At 69.9% G+C, this 20,685-nt stretch carries 20 protein-coding genes, 1 tRNA gene and 1 other RNA gene; 10 read left to right on the top strand and 12 right to left on the bottom strand.

Annotated features, from left to right (window positions below; genetic code table 11):
- Positions 1-54: 54 nt before the first annotated feature.
- From HQ325_RS18525 to rnpB, 3 genes are all read right to left on the bottom strand, one after another.
- Positions 55-1,470 carry an RNB domain-containing ribonuclease gene (locus HQ325_RS18525; protein ID WP_308014696.1) on the bottom strand — a complete coding sequence of 472 codons (1,416 nt, stop codon included), beginning with the start codon at positions 1,468-1,470 and terminating at the stop codon, positions 55-57.
- Positions 1,471-1,486: 16 nt separating this feature from the next.
- On the bottom strand, positions 1,487-1,672 hold the full coding sequence (locus tag HQ325_RS18520) for a hypothetical protein (protein WP_056445692.1): 186 nt from the start codon (positions 1,670-1,672) through the stop codon (positions 1,487-1,489).
- A gap of 471 nt (positions 1,673-2,143) precedes the next feature.
- Positions 2,144-2,567, bottom strand: an RNA gene (rnpB, locus tag HQ325_RS18515) — RNase P RNA component class A.
- A gap of 185 nt (positions 2,568-2,752) precedes the next feature.
- Here rnpB and HQ325_RS18510 point away from each other — a divergent pair.
- On the top strand, positions 2,753-3,280 hold the full coding sequence (locus HQ325_RS18510) for a DUF1697 domain-containing protein (protein ID WP_222631671.1): 528 nt from the start codon (positions 2,753-2,755) through the stop codon (positions 3,278-3,280).
- The gene (locus HQ325_RS18505) at positions 3,280-4,545 is read left to right on the top strand and encodes an SLC13 family permease (RefSeq protein ID WP_374107254.1); all 1,266 of its coding nucleotides are present in this window, start codon (positions 3,280-3,282) and stop codon (positions 4,543-4,545) included. The genes HQ325_RS18510 and HQ325_RS18505 overlap by 1 nt, the downstream gene beginning before the upstream one ends.
- 105 nt (positions 4,546-4,650) lie before the next feature.
- On the opposite strand, the gene HQ325_RS18500 is transcribed toward HQ325_RS18505, so the two are convergent.
- Genes HQ325_RS18500 through cobC form a run of 4 tightly spaced genes read right to left on the bottom strand, consistent with a single transcriptional unit; the run spans position 4,651 to position 8,732 of the window.
- On the bottom strand, positions 4,651-5,763 hold the full coding sequence (locus HQ325_RS18500) for a bifunctional RNase H/acid phosphatase (protein WP_222631669.1): 1,113 nt from the start codon (positions 5,761-5,763) through the stop codon (positions 4,651-4,653).
- Entirely contained in the window at positions 5,760-6,497 is a 738-nt protein-coding gene (locus tag HQ325_RS18495) for a zinc ribbon domain-containing protein (protein WP_222631667.1), read from the bottom strand. The genes HQ325_RS18500 and HQ325_RS18495 overlap by 4 nt, the downstream gene beginning before the upstream one ends.
- A gap of 13 nt (positions 6,498-6,510) precedes the next feature.
- Entirely contained in the window at positions 6,511-7,671 is a 1,161-nt protein-coding gene (locus HQ325_RS18490; RefSeq protein WP_222631666.1) for a Nif3-like dinuclear metal center hexameric protein, read from the bottom strand.
- A complete protein-coding gene (gene cobC / locus HQ325_RS18485; protein ID WP_222631664.1) occupies positions 7,671-8,732 on the bottom strand; it encodes an Rv2231c family pyridoxal phosphate-dependent protein CobC in 1,062 nt (353 codons plus the stop codon). Before cobC ends, HQ325_RS18490 begins: the two co-directional genes overlap by 1 nt.
- Before the next feature lie 35 nt (positions 8,733-8,767).
- Here cobC and HQ325_RS18480 point away from each other — a divergent pair, with 35 nt between their 5' ends.
- The 3 genes from HQ325_RS18480 to HQ325_RS18470 are packed head-to-tail and all read left to right on the top strand — an operon-like array spanning position 8,768 to position 10,864.
- Complete coding sequence (locus HQ325_RS18480; RefSeq protein ID WP_222631662.1) at positions 8,768-9,457, top strand: HAD-IA family hydrolase; 690 nt, start codon at positions 8,768-8,770, stop codon at positions 9,455-9,457.
- The gene (locus HQ325_RS18475; protein WP_222631660.1) at positions 9,454-9,912 is read left to right on the top strand and encodes a low molecular weight protein-tyrosine-phosphatase; all 459 of its coding nucleotides are present in this window, start codon (positions 9,454-9,456) and stop codon (positions 9,910-9,912) included. The genes HQ325_RS18480 and HQ325_RS18475 overlap by 4 nt, the downstream gene beginning before the upstream one ends.
- 37 nt (positions 9,913-9,949) lie before the next feature.
- Positions 9,950-10,864 carry an SURF1 family protein gene (locus HQ325_RS18470; protein WP_222631658.1) on the top strand — a complete coding sequence of 305 codons (915 nt, stop codon included), beginning with the start codon at positions 9,950-9,952 and terminating at the stop codon, positions 10,862-10,864.
- Here HQ325_RS18470 and HQ325_RS18465 read toward each other — a convergent pair.
- On the bottom strand, positions 10,793-11,767 hold the full coding sequence (locus HQ325_RS18465; RefSeq protein WP_222631656.1) for a cobalamin biosynthesis protein: 975 nt from the start codon (positions 11,765-11,767) through the stop codon (positions 10,793-10,795). The genes HQ325_RS18470 and HQ325_RS18465 overlap by 72 nt on opposite strands.
- A gap of 70 nt (positions 11,768-11,837) precedes the next feature.
- On the opposite strand from HQ325_RS18465, the gene HQ325_RS18460 reads away from it, so the two are divergent.
- Together HQ325_RS18460 and HQ325_RS18455 are read left to right on the top strand one after the other, a co-directional pair.
- Positions 11,838-12,533, top strand: coding sequence for an acetoacetate decarboxylase family protein (locus tag HQ325_RS18460; protein ID WP_222631655.1), 696 nt, complete (start codon positions 11,838-11,840; stop codon positions 12,531-12,533).
- Positions 12,534-12,576: 43 nt separating this feature from the next.
- The gene (locus tag HQ325_RS18455; protein ID WP_222631654.1) at positions 12,577-12,984 is read left to right on the top strand and encodes a PaaI family thioesterase; all 408 of its coding nucleotides are present in this window, start codon (positions 12,577-12,579) and stop codon (positions 12,982-12,984) included.
- 179 nt (positions 12,985-13,163) lie between these two features.
- Here HQ325_RS18455 and HQ325_RS18450 read toward each other — a convergent pair whose 3' ends face one another.
- Positions 13,164-14,543, bottom strand: a complete 1,380-nt coding sequence (locus tag HQ325_RS18450; protein WP_222631653.1) for an amidase — start codon at positions 14,541-14,543, stop codon at positions 13,164-13,166.
- Between the two features lie 189 nt (positions 14,544-14,732).
- Between HQ325_RS18450 and HQ325_RS18445 the strand changes: the two genes are divergently transcribed.
- Positions 14,733-16,202, top strand: a complete 1,470-nt coding sequence (locus HQ325_RS18445) for an MFS transporter (protein ID WP_308014702.1) — start codon at positions 14,733-14,735, stop codon at positions 16,200-16,202.
- On the opposite strand, the gene HQ325_RS18440 is transcribed toward HQ325_RS18445, so the two are convergent.
- The gene (locus HQ325_RS18440; RefSeq protein ID WP_222631652.1) at positions 16,196-17,101 is read right to left on the bottom strand and encodes a LysR family transcriptional regulator; all 906 of its coding nucleotides are present in this window, start codon (positions 17,099-17,101) and stop codon (positions 16,196-16,198) included. The two genes, HQ325_RS18445 and HQ325_RS18440, sit on opposite strands and share 7 nt — an antisense overlap.
- A 120-nt stretch (positions 17,102-17,221) precedes the next feature.
- On the opposite strand from HQ325_RS18440, the gene HQ325_RS18435 reads away from it, so the two are divergent.
- Both HQ325_RS18435 and HQ325_RS18430 read left to right on the top strand, forming a co-directional pair.
- Entirely contained in the window at positions 17,222-18,742 is a 1,521-nt protein-coding gene (locus HQ325_RS18435; protein ID WP_222631651.1) for a CoA-acylating methylmalonate-semialdehyde dehydrogenase, read from the top strand.
- A gap of 109 nt (positions 18,743-18,851) precedes the next feature.
- On the top strand, positions 18,852-20,009 hold the full coding sequence (locus HQ325_RS18430) for an iron-containing alcohol dehydrogenase (RefSeq protein ID WP_222631650.1): 1,158 nt from the start codon (positions 18,852-18,854) through the stop codon (positions 20,007-20,009).
- A 282-nt stretch (positions 20,010-20,291) separates the two neighbouring features.
- On the opposite strand, the gene HQ325_RS18425 is transcribed toward HQ325_RS18430, so the two are convergent.
- On the bottom strand, positions 20,292-20,588 hold the full coding sequence (locus HQ325_RS18425) for a DUF1272 domain-containing protein (RefSeq protein WP_261778689.1): 297 nt from the start codon (positions 20,586-20,588) through the stop codon (positions 20,292-20,294).
- Between the two features lie 10 nt (positions 20,589-20,598).
- Positions 20,599-20,670: transfer RNA gene (locus HQ325_RS18420), tRNA-Val, on the bottom strand.
- Positions 20,671-20,685 lie beyond the last annotated feature (15 nt).

The raw sequence follows: 20,685 nt of genomic DNA, 5'->3' as shown, positions 1-20,685 counted from the left end.
GACCATCCGCGACCGGCCTCCGGCCTACCCGACCATCCGCGACCGGCCTCCGGCCTACCCGGCCGAGAACTCCACTCGCCGCGTCGCGACGTCCACCGGCCCCACCCGCACGGTGACGGTCGTGCCCTCGGCCGGGTCTCCCGAACACGGGCCGACGACGGTGTACTCGGGAACGAAGACCTCGGCGGGCCGCTTGTCGGTACGTCCGCGCAGCACGATGGCCGAGACGGTGTCGCCGACGCGGTCGGCCAGGACTCTGGCCTCGACGAGGTCGATGCACGCACGGTCCACCTTCGACGCCAGCGAGTCGCTGCGCCGCATCGCGTCGGGCAGGTCCGCGAATTCGGCGAGCACCCAGTCGGGGACAGCGGTTCCGGCGCAGTGGGCGAGACACACCTCGGTGGCGTACCTGTCGACGCGCCGACGCAGCGGCGCGGTGACGTGGGCGTACGGACCACCGATCCCGGAATGATCCGGCTGCTCGGGTGTCTCACCGTCGAAGGTGACGTAGGCGGCGCCGCGCAACAGCTTCGTGGCCTCGGTCATCACAGCGAGAGTCGTGGAAGCCGACGGATCGAGGCCCGCGAGAACTTGACCGGGCGAAGTGCCGGACAGCCATTCCAGGCCCAATGCCCGCACCACAGCCCGGAGCGACTCGACGTCCGAGACTCCCGGCGGCGGGAGAGTGCGCAGGATGCCGACCTTCGCCTCGAGCATGATGGCGGCGGCGCACATGCCGGTGAGCAGGGACATCTCGGCGTTCCACGAATCGGCTTCGGTGCGCGGCGCGATCTCGAGACGCCATCCGCTGCGGTCGGAACCGTCGGTGACGACCTCCTGCTCGGGCAACGCGAGTTCGATGGCTCCACGCTCGACCGCGAGGGCCCGCCGCGCCCGACCGAGATCCTGCAGCGCCGTCAGCGAGGGATGACTGTCCCCGGACTCGACGGCTGCCTGCACCTCGGCATAGGTGAACCGCCGGCGCGAGCGGACCGTCGCCGGCTCGACGTGCCAGGACGTCGCCGTCCCCACGGGGTCGGTGTCGATGGTCCACAGCGCGGCCGGCCGTACCCGGTCCGGCAGGAGTGACGACGCATCCTCGGACATCGCCCGAGGGTGCAATGGCACGCTGTCGTCGGGAAGGTACAGCGTCTGTCCACGGCGGCGCACCTCCTCGTCCAGCACACTTCCGGGCGCGACGACCGCACCGACATCGGCGATGGCGTAGTACAGGCGGAAACCCGCGTCGGTGCGCTGGACGACGAGAGCCTGGTCCAGATCCATCGACCCGGGCGGGTCGATGGTCACGAACTCGAGATCGGTCGCGTCGCGCCTCGTCGGACGAGAGTCCGCCACCGGGACCGCGTCGGGCGGATACCCGGTCGGCAGGTCGAACTCGGCGCGCACGGCCGAGAAGTCGACACCGTCGACGCGAGGCGCGACCGCCCGCCTCGACACCGACGCGGTCACGAGCGCGCCGATGCGGTCACGAAGACCAGGTGTCGTCGGCGTCGTCCGCGGCCTTGTTGCGCTCCGCGGCGATCTCGAGGGCGCGCTCGGCGGTGGCCTTGTCGGGATAGGGCCCCATGCGGTCCATCGCACCGGCCTCCTTGCCCTGCACGACAGCCTTGTCGCTGATGCGGAAGTACCACTGATCGTCGTCGTCACTCATGATCGACAGTGTGCCCCAGATCCGCCCCGACGGAACAGACTTCGCGTTCTGCAGGCCCACGATTCACCGTCGGGGACGCGCCGACCGGACACACTGCGTGACCCGTGGCCGCGTTACACTTCTCGCCTGTCCGGGTACACACACCGGACCGGAGCCCGGACCACGCACCCGATAGGAGTACGACATGTCGACCCTTCTCTTCGATCAACTGTTGCCGCTGATGGGCCATGACGCCGCGGCGTACTGGGCCACCCTGCTGGTGGTCGACCCCATCTGATCCACGCTGCTCACGAACGGCTCCGCCCTCCTCGAGGACGGAGCCGTTCGTCGTTCAGGAGGGGCACTCGATGCGTGGCGGCGGGCCGACGCTTCCCGTAGTTTCCTACCGCCGGCCCGCCGAGACTCACTGTAGAGGACATCGAACGTATGTTCTAGTCCGCCCTCGAACTGGGGGTGGTCTGGTCGTGTGCGCGGACGAGTCGGCGTGTAAGCCGGATCCTGTCCCCGGAACTAATCCCGGGTGGCGACCATCCATCTGGGCACACCGTCGCCGGGTACCTCGAGCGATCAACCCGCAGGCTCGGGCGAGCAGCCCTCGAACACCTGCGCAGACGCACCACCGCGAACAGCGGTGCGACCTTCGATCTTGCTCCGGGCGGGGTTTACCGAGCCACCCCGGTCACCCGGGGTGCTGGTGCGCTCTTACCGCACCGTTTCACCCTGACCGACCGATCCGAGGACCGGTCGGCGGTCTCTTCTCTGTGGCACTGTCCCGCGAGTCGCCTCGGGTTGCTGTTGGCAACCGCCCTGCTCTGTGGAGTCCGGACTTTCCTCGGCTCGAAGCTTGACGACGCCGGTCGTCAGTTCTCCGTGCCGCGGCCGCCCGGCCAACTCGTCCGCCCCGTCATGGTAGCCGCTCCGCCACCCCCGTCCCACCCACGCCCGACCCCCTCGTCAACCCCCGCGAGTACGTCCGAACCGTCGCTGGACGAGCCCCGATCACGACAGTTCGGACGTACTCGCGAGGGGTGGGTGTGCCGAGCGGACGGATGGTCGGACCGGGGATCTAGAGTCACGCGCATGACCTTCGTCGTCCTCCTGCGCGGCATCAACGTCGGCGGCATCCGCATCTCCATGGCAGCCCTGCGGTCGTCGCTGGAGGACGCCGGATACACCGGGGTGCGCACCGTTCTCGCGTCGGGCAACGTGGTGCTCACCGCGACGACGCAGGACCCGGCCGTGGTGCGCTCCGACGTGGAGGGCGTCCTGCGGCAGGCCTTCGGCTACGAGGCGTGGGTGGTGGTCGTGACCGTGGAGCAGCTTGCCGAGATCGTCGCCGCATTCCCGTGGGAGACCGACGAGGCGGTACGCCACCCGTACGTGATCTTCTCGACGGACGGTGTGTCCACCACCGATCTCGCGGCGATCGGCGAGACGGCCGACCCCGCCGTCGAGAAGTCGACACTCGGGCCGCACCATGTCCTCTACTGGGAGGTCGTACGCGGCGACACGCTGTCCAGCGTCGTCGGCAAGGCAAGTGCACGCGCGTCCTACAAGTCGACGACGACCACACGGAACCTCCGCACGCTGCGCAAGATCCTCGCGTGATCACCGATTCCACCGCGCGGACCGTCGTGGCCGCGCTGCTGGTGGCTGCCGTCCTGATCTTCGCCATCGCGCGCCCCCGCGGACTCCCCGAGGCCACCATCGCCGTTCCGGCCGCGGCACTGGCGATCCTGCTCGGAGTCGTGTCGACGGGCGACGCACTCGAGGAGACGGCGGAGCTGGCCCCCACTGTCGCGTTCCTCGCGGCGATCCTGGCTCTCGCGCACCTCGCCGACGCGCACGGCGTGTTCACGTGGATCGCGTCCGTCCTGCACGCCCGGTCGCGGTCCTCCCCCACGCGGCTCCTGATGCTCGTGTTCGTCACCGCGTCCCTCACCACGGCAGTGCTCAGTCTCGACGCGACGGTCGTCCTGCTCACCCCGGTCGTCATCGCCGCCGCCCGCCGCGCCGGGATGTCGCCGCGGCCGGCGTCGTATGCCGTGGCACACCTGTCGAACTCGGCCTCCACGCTGCTGCCGGTCTCGAATCTGACCAACCTGCTGGTGTTCTCGGCCACCGGTCTGTCGTTCCTGCACTTCACCGCGCTGATGGCAGCGCCGTGGCTCGTCGCGATCGCGCTCGAGTACGCGGCGTTCCGTTGGTTGTTCCGTAGCGACCTGCGCGAGGTGGAGAACCCGCCGGACGACGACGGTCCGTCCGTGGCGGCGCCGACGCTCGCCCTCGTCGTGATCGGCTGCGCTCTGGTGGGTTTCGCGATCAGTGGTTCGCTCGGCCTCGAACCGGTGTGGGTGGCCGCGGCGGCCGCGATCGTGCTCGCCGTTCCTGCGCTGCGCCGGTCCGAGACGACTCCCGTCGCGATCGTGCGTGCACTCGATCTGTGGTTCTGCGTGTTCGTCTTCGCGCTCGGGGTGGTGGTCGCGGGGCTCGCCGGGGGTCCGATCGGCGAGGCCGTCACCGAGATCCTGCCGACGTCGTCCACGCTGCTCGCGCTCCTGACCGTCGCCGCGGTGGCCGCGGTCGCCTCCAACGTGCTCAACAACCTGCCCGCGACGCTGCTGCTGCTCGCCGCACTGACGTCGACGACGGGCGCTGCACCGGTGGGCGCGCTGCTCGCCATGCTGATCGGCGTCAACCTCGGGCCCAACCTCACCTACGTCGGGTCGCTCGCGATCATGTTGTGGCGCCGCGTGGCTCGCGCGGAGGGAGAGCCACCGAGCCTGCGCACATTCACCGTGGTGGGCCTCGTGACCACACCGATCACCGTGGTCGCGGCGACCGTCGCCCTGTGGCTCGCCCTGCAGGTGTAGTGGTCAGGTCCAGAGGAACGACGTGTCGGTTCCTCCATCAGGCCCAGAGGAACGACGTGTCGGTTCCTCCATCAGGCCCGGAGGAACGACGTGTCGGTTCCTCCATCAGGCCCAGAGGAACGACGTGTCGTTCACCAGGCGCACGGAGGCCGCGTCGTCGTCGAACCAGTCGACGATGCTGATGGACGCCAGGTCGAGGTGCATCCGGTAGAGGATCGACGGGCCGACGTCCAGGCCGAGCTGCAGGAGCGTCTTGATGGGCGTCACGTGCGAGACCACGACGACGGTCTTCCCCGCGTACTCGGTCGCGATGTGCTCGCGGACCCGGCGCACCCGTTCGAGGACGGCGTCGAAACTCTCGCCGCCGGGAGGCGCGACGGACGTGTCTCCCATCCAGCGCCGATGCAGCTCTGGATCGCGCTCGGTGGCCTCGAGGAAGGTGAGGCCCTCCCACTCACCGAAGTCCGTCTCCGTCAGATCGTCGACGACGGTGACGGGGACGTCGATAGCGCGGGAGACGGCCGCGGCGGTGTCCCGGGCGCGGCCCAGCGGTGAGCTCAGGACGACGTCGACGCCGCCCAGCAGCGCGACACGCTGCGCCGCGGCCGCCGCCTGCGCTCGCCCCAGCTCGGTGAGCTCGGGGTTGCCTCGGCCGGAGTACCGACGATCCACCGACAGGGCGGTCTGGCCGTGCCGCAGCAGGATCGTGCGGGTGGCGGCACCCGAGACGGACTGCCAGGCAGGCCGTTCCGACACCGGGGCCGGCGTGCTCACGACCTCGGCCGCTCCGGTGAGTAGAGCGTCCTCACCGTCCATCGCCTGGTTGGCCAGCCGGTCGGCGTGCGAGTTCTCGGCGCGCGGGATCCACGCGTACTGCACGTCGTCGAACGAGTCCGCGATCGCGGCTGCTCGCGCGCGCAGCGGAATCATGTCCGGGTGCTTGACCTTCCAGCGGCCGGACATCTGCTCGACCACCAGCTTGGAGTCCATCCGCACCGAGACGCGCGAGGCCCCGAGTTCGCGGGCCGCCTCGAGACCGGCGATCAGCCCGCGGTACTCGGCGACGTTGTTCGTCACCACTCCCAGATGTTCGCGGCGCTCGGCCAACACCGTGGCACGCGCCGCGTCCCACACGACGGCTCCGTATCCGGCGGGTCCGGGGTTGCCTCGCGATCCCCCGTCGGCCTCCACCAGGACGGAGTCGGGCTGGGGACTCACAGACCGGACTCGTTGGTGCGCACCAGGATCGCGTTGCACTCCGAGCACCGCACGACCACGTCGGGCGCGGTGCCGGCGATGCGCGCGATCTCGCCGCGATCCAGCTCGATCCGACACGCGCCGCAGCGCCGACCGCGCAGCAGGGCCGCCCCGATGCCCGACCGCTCACGCTGCTTCTCGTACATCGCGGACACCTCGGCGGGCAACCGCGCGGCGAGCTCCTCACGCTGCGCAGACCGGGTGTGCTCGGCGTTCTCGACGTCGGCGAGGGCATCGTCGCGTCGCCGGGTGGCATCGACGATCGTGTCCTCGACCTGTGTCAGGTTGGCACCGGCGTGCTCGTAGTCGCTCTGGGACGCCTCGCGCTGCTCCATGACCTCGAGCAGTTCGTCCTCGAGGATGCCGCGGCGGCGCTCGAGACTGCCCAGCTCGTGCTGCAGTTCGCTGAGCTGCTTCGCGGGAGCGGCCCCGGAGGCCAGCGCAGCGCGGTCCTTCTCCTCGCGGCGGCGTACGGCGTCGACCTCGCCCTCCAACTTGCGGATGTCACGGTCGAGATCGTCGAGCGAGATCTGCACGCCGACGGCGGCGTCCTTGCGGTCGATGCGTTCCTTGTCGAGTGCATCGAGCTCGACCTGCTCGGGAAGAGTGCGTCGACGGTGTGCGAGCTGGGCCAGTTCGGTGTCCATGGCGGCCAGGTCGAGGAGGGAGAGCTGGATCTTCGGGTCGACGTTCACGCGTGTCACGGTACTAGTCCTGCGGGGGACGGACGCCGATGCTCCACGGATCCGTTCTGATCGTCAGTGTCCGGGTGGTCCAGCCGTCGCGATCGCCGAACGCGCTGTCCAGCAGGTCGCGCGCCTGGGCGCACCACGGAAACTCCCCCGCCCAGTGCGCGACATCAATCAGCGCGGGTCCGCCGGCCCGCAGGTGCTCGTCCGCCACGTGGTGTCGCAGGTCGGACGTCACGTACACGTCGACACCCGCTGCCGTGACGGCGCCGAGCATCGAGTCCCCGGATCCACCGCACACGGCCACGCGGCGGACGGTCGTGTCCGGATCGCCCGCGGCGCGCACTCCCCAGGCAGTGGAGGGGAGCCGGCTGCCGACGCGTTCGGCGAAGGCGCGCAACGACATCGGCTCGGCCAGTGTCCCGATCCGGCCCAGCCCGCAGTCGGTCGGCAACCCGGCCGTCTCGACGACGTCGAACGCCACTTCCTCGTAGGGGTGCGCCGAGCGGAGCGCAGTGAGAACGGCCGGGCGGGCAGAGCGCGGAGCGACCATCTCGACACGGCGCTCCTCGACCGACTCGACGATGCCCACGGTGCCGATCGCCGGCCGCGCGTCGTCGACGGGACGGAACTGGCCGTCGCCCACGACGCTCCAGCTGCACTCGCGGTAGTCGCCGATCGACCCGCCGCCCGCGTCGAACATGGCCTGCCGCACGGCGGGGGCGTCGGCCACAGGCACGTACACACCCCACTTGTCGAGGCCCCCGTCCGACTTCTCGTCGAGGGGGCGCAGATCGGTGAGGCCCAGCAGTGTGGCCAGCGCGTCGGACACTCCGGGCTGCGCCGAGTCCGCGTTGGTGTGGGCGGTGAACAGAGCGCACCCCGCCGTGATCAGGCGATGCACCAACGCGCCCTTGGGCGTGTGGGCACCGACCGTGTCCACGCCGCGCAGCAGCAGCGGGTGGTGCACCACGAGCAGATCGGCACCGGCGGTGATCGCCTCGTCGACGACGGCGGCCGTGGCGTCGACGGCGAACATCACGGTGGTCACGGAGCTCGCGGGATCGCCGCACACCAGACCGACCGAGTCCCAGCTCTCGGCGAGCCGGGGCGGGTACGCCGCGTCGAGCACGTCGATGATCTCGGCCAGGGTGGGCGCTGCGGTTCCCGTCGATGCCATCACTCGACCCTAGGTGTGCCCATCTCGCGCACCACGTCACCCCACGCGTCGGCGAGTCGGTCGACGGAGTGCGCGTCCCGCACCGCGATCCGCAGGTGATCCGGGCCCAGGCCGGGAAAGGTGTCGCCTCGGCGGATCGCGACACCGCGGTCCCGCAACGCGGCCCGGATCGCTGCGCCGTTATCCGCGCGGACGAGCACGAACGACGCCGTCGCCGGTGCCGACACCTCCACCCCGAGTACGCGGAGCCGTTCGACGAGGTACTGCCGCTCGCGGGCGAGCACGAGCGCGTCGGCGTCCACGGACGCGACGGCGTCGGGTTCGCAGCACGCCTCGATCGCGGCCAGCTGCAGGGTGCCCAGCGGCCAGTGGGGTCGGCCCCGGTTCAGTGTGGCGAGGACGTCCGGCGCTCCCAGCGCGTACCCGCACCGCAGCCCAGCGAGGGCGAACGACTTGGTGAGGCTGCGCAGCACCACCACGTCGGGACGAGACTGCGACGCCAGGGACTCGGGCTCGCCGGGCACGGTGTCGGCGAATGCCTCGTCCACGACGAGCACGCGTCCCTCCGCCCGGAGTGCGAGCACGTCCGCGCGGGGATGGGCGACGGACGTCGGGTTGGTCGGGTTGCCCAGCACCACCAGGTCGGCGTCGTGCGGAACGGCGGCGTCGACGAGCCGGTACGGCGCGGGCAGGACGACCCGATGCACCGGGACGTCGGCACTGCGCAGGGCGAACTCCGGCTCGGTGAAGGACGGGTGGACGACCGCGGCGAGGCGCGGGCGCAGCCGGGGCAGCATCGCGAATCCTTCGGCCGCTCCGGCGAGCAACAGCACCTCGTCCGGAGATCGACCGTGGCGCAACGCCACTCGGTCACGAACCCGCCGGTCCTCGGCCTCGGACGGATACGCCGCGAGTCGGTCGACGGCCTCGATCAGTCTGCGCCGCAACCACTCGGGGGGCCGGGACCCGCGGACGTTCACCGCGAAGTCGAGCATGCCCGCCTCGACCTCCACGTCGCCGTGGTGGCGAAGCAGCGGATCGATACGGGCGTCGCCTGTCACTCGGGTGACTGTAGGCGCTCCTTATACTGACCCCCATGTCCACCGCAGCCGTCGACCTCGTCCTCTTCGACCTCGACGGCACCCTCACCGATTCCGCACCCGGCATCCTCGCCGGTTTCGATCACGCGCTCGCGACGGTGGGGACCCCGCCGCCCGGCGACGACGTCCGGGCGCACGTCATCGGTCCGCCGATGATCGACACGTTCCGGTCCCTCGGTCTCGACGAGGACAGGGTCGAGCGCGCTCGCGCCGCCTACACGGAGTACTACGACAGCCGCGGCTGGTCCGAGAACCGGGTGTACGAGGGCATCGTCGACGTGCTGGACGCGCTCGTGGCCGCCGGTGTCCCGATGGCGGTCGCGACGTCGAAGAACGAACGATTCGCGCGGCGCATCCTCGAGCACTTCGGTCTGGCCGACTACTTCCGCTTCATCGCGGGCGCCAGCGACGACGGCAGCCGCCGGTCCAAGGCGGACGTCGTCGCGCGCGCACTCGAGCAGGTGGGGCGCCCGGCTCGGTCCACGGCCGAGGGCGGTACCGCGTCGGTGGTGATGGTCGGCGATCGCGACCACGACGTGTTCGGCGCCGGGCACTGGGGCATCCCCGTCGTCCTGGTCCGGTGGGGATACGGATTCGAGTCGGAGCACGACGCGGCCTCGTGGTCCGTCGGATCGGCGGCAGAACTCACCACGCTGCTCTCCTCGCTCACGACGGACGCGGCATGACGGTGCACGTGACCTTCGTCTGCACGGGCAACATCTGTCGGTCGCCGATGGCCGAGAAGATCGTGACGCAGGCCCTCGCGGATGCGGGGATGGACGACCGGGTGCGCGTCACCAGCGCCGGCACGGGCGACTGGCACGTCGGCGACGCCGCCGACCCGCGCGCCGCTGCCGAGCTGGAGTCGAACGGCTACCCGGCGGCCCATCGCGCCCGCACCGTCGATTCCGAGATCCTGGGCGCGGACCTCGTCGTCGCGCTGGATCGATCTCACGAGCGCGACCTCCGTCGCCTCGGCGTGCCCACGGACCGGCTCGCACTGCTGCGGTCGTTCGACCCGGACGCCGACTCGGACTCGGTGGCCGATCCGTACTACGGCGACGACGGCGACTTCCGGACGGTGCGCGAGCAGATCGAGGCGGCCGTCCCCGGTCTTCTCGAGGCCCTCCGCCAGCGCTGACACCCCCGTCGCGACGCGACGACTACGCTGTGTAGTCGTGCGCCGACTGTCGTTCCTTCTCCGTCCCGGGTGGTTGGCACTCGCGGCTGTCGTCATCCTCTTCGCATACCTCTGCTTCTCCGTTCTCGCGCCCTGGCAACTGGGCAAGAACACCAGCACGTCGGCGCGGAACGAGCAGATCAGCCGATCTTTCGACGCGGAACCGGTCGATGCTGCCGACCTGTTGACCGAGCAGGTCGTCGCCCCCGAGGACGACTGGCGACGGGTCGTGGTCACCGGGACGTACGACGCCGACAGCGATGTGGTGGTCCGCCTGCGCAGCGTCGACGACACCCCGGCCTTCGAGGTCCTCACCCCGTTCGTCACCGACGCCGGACCCACGATCCTGGTGAACCGCGGCTACGTGCTGCCCACCACGGGTATCGACGTCCCGGCCTTCGATCCCCCGCCGGCCGGCACCGTCACGCTCGAGGGCCGACTGCGCGTCTCGGAACCGTCGGTCCCCGACAAGCCCGCCGTCGCCGGTCCCGGGGTCCCGCAGGTGTACACGATCACGCCGGCGCAGGTCGGTGAGCTCACCGGCACCGATCCGGTCGACGGATACGTGCAGCTCGCCGACGCGCAGCCCGGCGGCCTCGGTGTTCTCGCGCTGCCGCAGCTCGACGCCGGGCCCTACCTGTCCTACGGGTTGCAGTGGCTGGCGTTCGGCATCATGGCTCCGCTGGGCCTGGCGTACTTCGTGCGCGCCGAGATCAAGGAACGCCGGCGTGGCAACGCCGAGTCGAGTGACCATCTCGAACCGAGCGACGATCTCGAGCCCACCGCCGCTCCCGACGAGTACGACGACGGACTGGACGCGCTGCTGAAGCCGCGGCGAGGCCTACGAAGGAAGTCGGCGCCCGCGGCCGAGTCGACGACGCTGCTGACCGATCGCTACGGCAAGAAGCGCTGACACCGCCGCGGCGCTCGCCTGCACCGCGGCCGACAGGCGCACCGCACGCCGCAGATCGTTCGTCGTGGGAGCGCTCCCACGACCCAGGACAGGTCGTTGCTCGACGCCGTGCGCATACGCCGTCTCGCCTCCGAGCCGCACTCCCAGAGCGCCCGCGGCGGTCGCCTCGGTGACTCCGGCGTTCGGGCTCGGATGGTCCGACGCGGTCGCGCGCCACGCGGCCAGGGCGTCCCGCGGCGTCCCACCCACCGTCGGCGCCGCTGCTGCCGTGAGAAGTCCGGTGAGTCGGGCCGGGACGAGATTGACCACGTCGTCGAGCCGGGCAGCGCACCACCCGAACCGTTCGTAGCGCGGCGAGTGGTAGCCGATCATCGCGTCGAGCGTGTTGACGGCGCGGTAGCCGACGGCGCCGGGAGCCCCTGCCACCGCGGCCCAGAAGAGCACGCCCGTCGTCGCGTCCGAGGTGTTCTCGGCCACCGATTCGAGCGCTGCCCGCGCCGCGCCCGCGTCGTCCAGCAGAGCGGGATCACGCCCGCAGAGCGACGGCAGAATCGCCCGCGCGGCAGGAAGATCGTTGGCGTCCAGGGCGTCGGCCAGCGCGAGACCCGTGCGGGCCAGCGTCGTTCCGCCGAGACACGCCCAGACCGTCGCCGCCGTCAGCGCTGCACGCGGAACCGGGTGATCGCGCACGAGTCGATCCACCACGGCCGTCGCGCCTATCGCTCCACCGACGAGCAGTGCGGTGTGGACGGTTCCGGCGAGTCGGTCGTCGCGGTACGTCCGCGTCTCGAGGGCGGCGGCGAAGGATCCGAAAGCGGCCACGGGATGACGGCGTCGTGGATCCCCCAGCATCAGGTCGGCGAGGTATCCGGACACGATTCCGACGGCGGGTGCGGTGATCATCGTCTGTGATCCTATCCGCCGCGTCACCGTCAGATAGTCGGACGTCCACGTATTCGGCTACCCTGTGCGCATGACGGAGTCGACGCGGACGCAGGACTGGCACACCGGCGCGGACGGCGAGCTGTATCCGCCGGAACCCTGGTACCTCGGCGGCACACTGCTGGTGTCGGTCTACCGCGTTCCCGTCCGCGAGCTCCCGCAGGACGTGGTGTCCGCCGTGTCCGACGCCGATGCCCGGCTGGTGACGGTAGGCGGGCACGCTGTCGTCTCGGCGGCCTTCGTGCGCTACACCTCGGGCGGCGTCCTGTCCTACGACGAGTTGATCGGCTCGGTACTCGTCCGGCGCGGCCTCACCGTCATGGCCACCATCCCGCACATCTGGGTCGACAGTCCGCAGTCCCGCACCGGTGGGCGCGAACTGTGGTCCATACCGAAGCATCTGGGTGAATTCCGCCGCGAGACGAGCGGGCCGCGTGTCACCGCGTCGATGACGTTCGACGGTGCCCCCGTCGCGGCGCTCGACGCGCGAGTCGGGCGCCGGCTCACACCGGGCACGCCGCGCGTTCCGCTCACCACCGCACAGCACCTCGGCGGTCGCACCGTCGTGTCCCGCAACACGATCTACGCGACCACCCGCGCGCTGTCGACGACGTGGACGTTCGCATCGGACGGTCCGCTGGGTCACCTGCACGGACGCACGCCGACCGTGAGCGTGGCACTCGCCGACGCGTCCATCGTGTTCGGTGGACACGTCGACCGACGCTGAGCTCGTTGGAGTTGACTGTGGGTCCGCCTACACAGGAGACCCCATGACCGACCTACAGAACGTCGCCGACACCGTCTTCACCGCCGCAGCCGGGCTGCAGGTCACCACGGCCACCGGCACCGAGGTACGCGGACACATCGATCTGACGAGCGACCATCACACCCCGTGGGGCGTCGTGCACGGCGGCGTCTACGCCTCGGCCGTCGAATCGGCCGCGAGTATCGGTGCGAGCGTAGCGGTCTCGGACCGCGGACAGTTCGCCGTCGGCGTCCACAACGGGACGGACTTCCTCCGGTCGATGACCGAGGGGCGGGTCGACGTGGTCGCCACCCCGCTGCAACAGGGTCGGGTACAACAGCTCTGGCAGGTCATCATCACCAGTGCCGACTCCGGCAAGGAGATCGCCCGCGGTCAGGTGCGACTGCAGAACGTGGCGAACCCGAACGCCTGACTAGAAGCTCCACCCGCGGAACAGGTAGCTGATGCGGATCAGGATGTCGACGAGCCCTGCGAACATGTGTTCCTCCGACGTTCGTCCTCGGCTGCGGGCTCGGGTCGCCCCGTCCTGAACAGTAGGCACCCGCGGTTCTCCCGGTGGTGGTAACCGACGGAACGGGCGAAGTACCTGCTTCAGTCGGCGAGGGAACGCCACGGGGCCGCACCCTCGATCTCGAAGGCCACCTCGAGCAGCGTTCGCTCGTCGCCCTGCACACCGGAGAACATGACCCCTACCGGCAGTCCGGCGCTCGAGCGCCCCAGCGGCAGCGACATCGCCGGCGCACCCGCGACGTTGTGCAGCGGAGTGAACGCGGCGTACGCCGTGAGCCTCTCGAGGTACTCGTCGAACGGCACGTGCGGCGACAGATGCCCCAGTAGCGGCGTGGTGTGCCCGAGCACCGGGGACAGCACCACGTCGACGCTCGCGAACATCGAGGCGTAGTCGGCGCTCGCCCTGCGCAGTCGACGCACCACCGACGGCAACCGGTACCGCGTACGACGGAAGCGATCCGCGAGTCCGACGGTGAGCGTGTCGAAATCACGTTCCGTGCGGCCATCGAGACGCGGCGTCGTCTTCTGCAGAACGTAGGCGAGGAACGACCAGTACTCGACGAAGTCTTCCGGGAAGCGTGGGTCGATCGGCACGGTGGTCATCTCGTCCACCGTGTGACCGAGGCGCTCGAGGAGCGCGGCGGCGTCGTCCAGCGCGGCGAGCGTCTCGACGTCGGTGGGGCCGCCCGCGGGCGACTGCCGGATCACACCGACCCGCAGTCGCCGCGCCGACGGGCCCGTCACAGTGCCGATCGGTCGCAGGCGTCGTGCACTCGCGTGATCGGCCGCGGCCCAGAACGCGGCGGTGTCACGGACACTGCGCGTCAGCACGCCCTCGGAGACGATCGCGACGGGCAGCAGCTTCTCCAGCGCCGGCAGCACGAACCTGCCGCGCGACGGCTTGAGGCCCACGAGCCCCGTACAGGCCGCTGGGATCCGGATCGAGCCGCCGCCGTCGTTGCCGTGTGCGAGGGGAACCGCCCCCGCCGCCACCAGCGCCGCGGATCCGCCCGAGGACGCGCCGGTCGAGTACTCGGTGTTCCAGGGGTTACGGGTGGGCGGCCGGGTCGGGAACTCCGTCGACGCGCTGAGACCGAACTCCGGCAGCGTCGTCTTCGCCACCACTCCGAACCCCATCGAGAGCATCTCGCGGGCCACCGGACCGTGCCGGTTCGCGGGACGAGCACGGATGATCTCGGAGCCCTGACCCGTCGGGAGCCCTCGAACGTCGCTGTTGTCCTTGATCACCGTCGGCACTCCCGCGAACGGCCCGGCCTGATCGCCGACGACGGGAGTCTTCAGTGGTGGTCCCACCAGAGCGCCCAACTCGGCCATCTTCTCGATGCGCGAGAGGGCCGCCGACGCCAGTTCCGCGGCGGAGACCTCGCGCCGGCGCACTCGAAGCGCGAGCCCCACCGCGTCGTCGCGCCCCAACGCATCGTCCGTGAACGCATGTGTCATCGAAGATCCCCCCTGCTTCCGTCACCGGCGCCCCGGTGATTGCGTGTGCGTCCCGCGGGGAACGCTGCACCCCGTGCGTCGCGCTCCGTGGTGCACGCAACTGTAGAGAATGCGGCCGCGACCGGTCCGAGACTCACGTCTTCACCGAATACGGTCGTCAGTTCCTGTCCTGTGCGAAAGGTTTCTCGGGTGTCCACCACTTCCACCTCGGCCGACAACGCGGCTCCCGCGGTCTCCCGACGTGCCTGGCAGTCGTTGATCGTCCTGCTCACGGGCATGTTCATCGCCCTGCTGGACACCACCATCGTCAACGTCGCGCTCCCCACCATCCGCACGAGCCTCGACGCGTCCGAGGCCACCCTGTCCTGGATCATCTCCGGATACGCGCTCGCGTTCGGCCTGGCACTGATCCCGGCGGGCCGGGTGGGCGACCGCATCGGTCACAAGTGGGTGTTCTTCACCGGACTCGCCCTCTTCACGATTGCCAGCCTCGCGTGCGGACTCGCGCAGAACGATCTGCAGCTCGTCGCGGCGCGCATCGTGCAGGGACTCGCGGGCGGCATCTTCGTCCCCGCCGTCACCGCCTACATCCAATTGCTCTTCCCACCGCAGATGCGGGGCAAGGCGTTCGCCATCATGGGCGCCGTCATCGGCGTCTCGTCGGCACTGGGCCCCATCATCGGCGGTCTGATCATCGAGGCCGCCGGCAGCGAGAGCGGGTGGCGGCTGGTCTTCTGGGTCAACCTGCCCTTCGGTCTCATCGGATTGATCCTGGCCGCGAAGATTCTGCCGACGCGATCCGAGATCGACTCCCCCGACGCCCCCGCGCGCGGCATCGACTGGGTGGGGCTCGCACTCGTCACGGCAGGTCTGGTCGCGATCCTGGTCCCGCTCATCGAGGGCCAGGACACCGGGTGGCCGACGTGGACGTACGTGACACTCGGCGCCGGCATCGTCCTCATCGGGCTCTTCGGAGTCTGGGAGGTGCGCCACTCGCGTGCCGGCCGCACTCCCCTGGTCCCGCCGCGCCTGTTCTCCCGGCCCGCGTTCACCGGCGGAGTCATCCTCGCCCTCGTCTACTTCGCCGCCTTCACGTCGATCTTCTTCACCATCTCGATCCTGTGGCAGACCGGTCTGGGCAACTCGGCTCTCGCCACCGGGGTGGTGACGATCCCGTTCGCGATCGGCAGCATCATCTCGTCGTCGCAGTCGAACAAGCTCAGCGAGCGGCTCGGCCGCAACGTCCTGGTGCTCGGCACTGCTTTCGTCAGTGTCGGTCTCGTGTGGGCCTGGCTGGTTCTGCTGCTCACCGACGCGTCGGCGCTCACTCACTGGACGCTGTTGCTGCCCTTGTTCATCGCCGGCCTGGGCAACGGCGCCTTCATCGCACCGAACGCACAGTTCATCGTCGCGACGGTCGATCGGCCCGACGCGGGCGCCGCGAGCGGTGTCATCTCGACGATGCAGCGAGTCGGTAGCGCGATCGGTATCGCCATCATCGGCAGCGTCCTCTTCGGCTCGCTGAACGTCGTGGGCCCCGGACCCGAGGCACTGGCCACCGCGTTCACCGACAGCGCGGCGACGGCGATGGGGGTCAGTGCCGGATTCGCCGTACTCGCGTTCGCGTTGGTCTTCGCGCTACCGCGACGGGCTCACTGATCGTCCGCATCCGGTGCCAGCAGGTGCACGTCGTCGGCGACGATCGACCGCAGTAGTTCGTCGACGGCCTTCACCCGCGCCAGTCGCGTGAGGTCGCGAGGCATCGCGGTCCAGTAGTCGCGGCGCACGGCGAACTCGTCGGGCAGCACGCAGACCAGCTGGTCGTCCGGCTCGCCGATGTAGTTGGGTAGTGGCGCGATCCCGAGACCGTGGCGGGCCGCGAGCCAGTGCCCGGTGATGTTGTTGGTCTGGAACTGCGGTCGGCCGTCCAGGTGCATCGCGTCGAGGATGCGGAGCGGCACCACGTCCAACAGCGCGTCGACGTACCAGATCAGGACGTGCCGACGCAGGTCGTCGAGGCTCTCCAGTGCGGGCGCGGCGCGGAGGTAGGACGGTGACGCGTACAGCCTGAGCTCGTACGACGCCAGCTTCCGCGATGACATGAATCGCGGCGACGGCCGCTCCAGACTCACGGCGACGTCGAAGCCGCGGGTACTCAGCGCGTCGTGCTCCGTGGCGGTGACCAGCTCGACGTCGAGTCGGGGGTGGTCCCGGCGCAGCCGCGTCAGCTGCGGCGTGAGCACGAAGGCACCGAAACCGTCCGGGGCGGCGATCCGCACGGAGCCGGTCAGCGAGCCCACGGACGTCGTCTGGTCCTCGAACGCCGCGATCAGCGTCGACTCCACCGTCTCCGCGTAGCCCACGAGGCGCCGCCCCGCCTCCGTCAGCTGCCAGCCCGCCGGGGTGCGATCGAAGAGTCGATGGCCCGCCGCCTTCTCCAGACTGGTGATGCGGCGGCCCACCGTCGTGTGGTCGACGCCCAGCACTCGCGAAGCGTCGTTGAGGCGCCCGTGGCGCGAGACCTCCAGGAAGAAGCGGAGGTGATCGGCGGAGAACATGCCGTGAGCGTACCCACCGCGTGCAGATCTGCACGCCAGAGTGCGCCTTTGGGCTTTGACAGACGCAATTCTGCTAGGGAGACTCAGGTCACAGGCCAGCACTCGACCGAAGGAATCTCCGTGAACACGATCACGCACTGGGTGGACGGCAAGCCGTTCGCCGGCACCTCCGACAGGACCTCCCCCGTCACCAACCCGGCCACCGGTCAGGTCACCGGCGAGCTCGCCCTCGCCACCGTCGAGGATGCCCGCGTCGTCATCGACTCGGCCACCGCCGCCTTCCCCGCCTGGCGCGACACCTCGCTGTCCAAGCGCACCGCGATCCTCTTCAACTTCCGCGAGCTGCTCAACGCCAAGAAGGGCGAACTCGCCGAGATCATCACCGCCGAGCACGGCAAGGTGCTCTCCGACGCCCTCGGTGAGATCAGCCGCGGCCAGGAAGTCGTCGAATTCGCCTGCGGCATCCCGCATCTGCTCAAGGGCGGCTTCACTGAGAACGCCTCCACCGGAGTCGATGTCTTCTCCCTGCGCCAGCCGCTCGGACCCGTCGGCATCATCAGCCCCTTCAACTTCCCGGCCATGGTGCCGATGTGGTTCTTCCCCATCGCCATCGCCGCCGGCAACACCGTCGTGCTCAAGCCGTCCGAGAAGGACCCGACGGCGAGCATCTGGATCGCCGAGCTGTGGAAGGAAGCGGGCCTGCCCGACGGCGTCTTCAACGTCCTCCAGGGCGACAAGACGGCCGTCGACGAGCTGCTCGAGAACCGCAGCATCAAGTCCATCAGCTTCGTCGGCTCCACCCCCATCGCGCAGTACGTCTACGCGACCGGCACCTCGCACGGCAAGCGCGTCCAGGCCCTCGGCGGCGCCAAGAACCACGCTATCGTGCTTCCCGACGCCGATCTCGACCTCGCCGCCGACGCCATGGTCAACGCCGGCTTCGGCTCCGCCGGTGAGCGCTGCATGGCCATCTCCGCCCTCGTCGCGGTCGGCGACATCGCGGACGAGCTGGTCGCCAAGATCGCCGAGCGCACCACCCCGCTCGAGACCGGCGACGGCACCCGCGGCGCCGACATGGGCCCGCTGGTGACCAAGGCGCACCGCGACAAGGTCGCCTCCTACGTCGACGCGGGCGAGGAGTCCGGCGCCACCATCGTCGTGGACGGCCGCACCGTCAAGGCCGACGGCGACGGGGCGAGCGAAGCGACGGGAATCAGGCCGGCCGAGGGCTTCTGGCTCGGACCCACCCTCATCGACCACGTCACCCCCGAGATGAGCATCTACACCGACGAGATCTTCGGACCGGTGCTCTCCGTGGTCCGCGTCGACACGTACGACGAGGCACTGCAGCTCATCAACGACAACCCCTACGGCAACGGCACCGCCATCTTCACCAACGACGGTGGCGCCGCTCGACGCTTCCAGAACGAGGTCGAGGTCGGCATGATCGGCATCAACGTGCCGATCCCGGTTCCCATGGCCTACTACAGCTTCGGTGGCTGGAAGAACAGCCTCTTCGGCGACACCCACGCTCACGGCACCGAGGGCGTGCACTTCTTCACCCGCGCCAAGGCCGTCACCTCCCGCTGGCTCGACCCCAGCCACGGCGGCATCAACCTCGGATTCCCCGAGAACGACTGACCACCTCTCCCCCGAGCCGCACCGACGTCCCGCAGTATGGGGTTCGGTGCGGCATCGGCATCTCCGCATCACGCACGACCGACCGACCACGAGAAGGAGCACGACGACGATGTCGACATCCATTTCCTTTCCCCGATTCCTGCGCATGGGACCCGGCGCCGTCGAGGACCTCGGGCAGGTGCTCACCGACCTCGGCGTCGAGCGCCCCCTTCTCGTGACCGACAAGTTCATGGTCAGCACGGGCGCAGCGGACCGCGTCATGGGCATCATCGCGGCCGCCGGCAAGACCGGTGCGCTGTTCGCCGAGACGGTTCCCGACCCCACCACCGACTCCCTCACCGCCGGCGTCGCCGCGGTCGCAGCGCACGACGCGGACGCCGTCATCGGCTTCGGCGGCGGCAGCCCCATGGACACCGCGAAGGCGCTGTCGGTGCTGAGCAAGGGCGGCGGCGTCATGCGCGACTACAAGGCACCCGGCCCGTACACCGGACCGGCGCTGCCCATCATCGCCATCCCGACGACCGCCGGAAGCGGTTCGGAAGCAACACAGTTCACGGTCATCACCGACAGCGAGTCGGACGAGAAGATGCTGTGCCCCGGCCTGTCCTTCCTCCCCATCGCCTCCGTCGTCGACCCCGAACTGACGATGTCGATGCCGCCGCGCCTCACTGCGGACACCGGTGTCGATGCGTTGACCCACGCGATCGAGGCGTACGTCAGCAAGAAGGCGAACCCGATCTCCGATGCGTTGGCCCTCAACGCCATGCGCACCATCGGACGGTTCCTCGTACGCGCGTACACCGACGGGGACGACGCCGAGGCCCGCGCCGCGATGATGGCTGCGTCCACCCAGGCGGGCATGGCGTTCTCCAACGCGAGCGTGTGTCTGGTGCACGGCATGAGTCGACCCATCGGCGGGCATTTCCATGTCGCACACGGTTTGTCGAATGCGATGCTGCTCCCCGCGATCACCGCGTTCTCCATCCCCGGCGCCCCGGAGCGGTACGCGGAGTGCGCGCGGCAACTCGGCGCCGCACATGAGGGTGACAGCGACGACGTGGCCTCGGCAGCACTGGTCACCTACATCGAGAACCTGTGCGCGACAGTCGAAGTGCCGTCCCCCAGCTCGCACGGTCTGGATGCGGACAAGTGGGAGAAGCTCGTCCCGTTGATGGCAGAGCAGGCACTTGCCTCGGGCTCGCCGAACAACAACCCAGTGGTCCCCACGGCGCAGCAGATCGAGGAGCTGTACCGGCAGGTGTTCTGACCGGTAGTCGCCGCCCTGCCGCGCTCCCCCGCGCGCACCGCACGGTGCTCCGCGCACGCTTCGGCGTGCGCGGAGCGCCGGGCGCAGCGCTCGGCGGCACCGGCACCTGCACGAACACCCGTATCGGGTGCGCCGACACCCGCGCTGCGCCCCACCCCTGGCCCCGCGCGCACCGCACGGTGCCCCGCGCACCGCTCAGCGTGCGCACAACACCGGGCGCTGCGCCCGGCAGCACCAGCGCCCCAGCGCCCAGCGCCCATCGCCCAGCGAAAGACAACCCACTCACCGCTCCGCCGGCGGCACACCCTTCACCCGGTCCACGAACTCGTCGAGCTCCGCTTCGGTGTACGGCGTGTGCACTCGCGCGGTCGATCCGGGTCGCAGCGCCACCGACAACCCGGCGCGCCACTCGCGAGAAGGGCGGACGGGGCGCGGGGTGAATCCGCCACCGCAGTTGGGGCACACGTTCGACAGGCGCGTGACGCAGGCGGTGCAGAAGGTGCACTCGTAGGTGCAGACATGAGCGTCGACGGACGACGGGGGCAGATCCACGTCGCACCGTTCGCAGTTGGGCCGCATGTCCATGATGTGGGCGCAGAGGGGTTCGAACCCCCGACCGCTGGTGTGTAAAACCAGAGCTCTACCGCTGAGCTATACGCCCCGTCGTTCCCCGACC

This window comes from Rhodococcus sp. BP-349, from assembly GCF_019835845.1.
In the GTDB taxonomy this organism is placed as follows: domain Bacteria; phylum Actinomycetota; class Actinomycetes; order Mycobacteriales; family Mycobacteriaceae; genus Rhodococcoides.
The sequence above is the reverse complement of the archived record's forward strand: the minus strand, read 5'-3'. Positions and strand labels throughout refer to the sequence as shown.

What these genes read in the sequence shown, in the direction of transcription:
- HQ325_RS18520 (WP_056445692.1), bottom strand. Translation starts at nt 1,672, where the DNA reads ATGAGTGACGACGACGATCAGTGGTACTTCCGCATCAGCGACAAGGCT.
- HQ325_RS18510 (WP_222631671.1), top strand. Translation starts at nt 2,753, where the DNA reads ATGACCTTCGTCGTCCTCCTGCGCGGCATCAACGTCGGCGGCATCCGC.
- HQ325_RS18490 (WP_222631666.1), bottom strand. Translation starts at nt 7,671, where the DNA reads ATGGCATCGACGGGAACCGCAGCGCCCACCCTGGCCGAGATCATCGAC.
- HQ325_RS18480 (WP_222631662.1), top strand. Translation starts at nt 8,768, where the DNA reads ATGTCCACCGCAGCCGTCGACCTCGTCCTCTTCGACCTCGACGGCACC.
- HQ325_RS18475 (WP_222631660.1), top strand. Translation starts at nt 9,454, where the DNA reads ATGACGGTGCACGTGACCTTCGTCTGCACGGGCAACATCTGTCGGTCG.
- HQ325_RS18465 (WP_222631656.1), bottom strand. Translation starts at nt 11,767, where the DNA reads ATGATCACCGCACCCGCCGTCGGAATCGTGTCCGGATACCTCGCCGAC.
- HQ325_RS18460 (WP_222631655.1), top strand. Translation starts at nt 11,838, where the DNA reads ATGACGGAGTCGACGCGGACGCAGGACTGGCACACCGGCGCGGACGGC.
- HQ325_RS18455 (WP_222631654.1), top strand. Translation starts at nt 12,577, where the DNA reads ATGACCGACCTACAGAACGTCGCCGACACCGTCTTCACCGCCGCAGCC.
- HQ325_RS18450 (WP_222631653.1), bottom strand. Translation starts at nt 14,543, where the DNA reads ATGACACATGCGTTCACGGACGATGCGTTGGGGCGCGACGACGCGGTG.
- HQ325_RS18440 (WP_222631652.1), bottom strand. Translation starts at nt 17,101, where the DNA reads ATGTTCTCCGCCGATCACCTCCGCTTCTTCCTGGAGGTCTCGCGCCAC.
- HQ325_RS18430 (WP_222631650.1), top strand. Translation starts at nt 18,852, where the DNA reads ATGTCGACATCCATTTCCTTTCCCCGATTCCTGCGCATGGGACCCGGC.
- HQ325_RS18425 (WP_261778689.1), bottom strand. Translation starts at nt 20,588, where the DNA reads ATGCGGCCCAACTGCGAACGGTGCGACGTGGATCTGCCCCCGTCGTCC.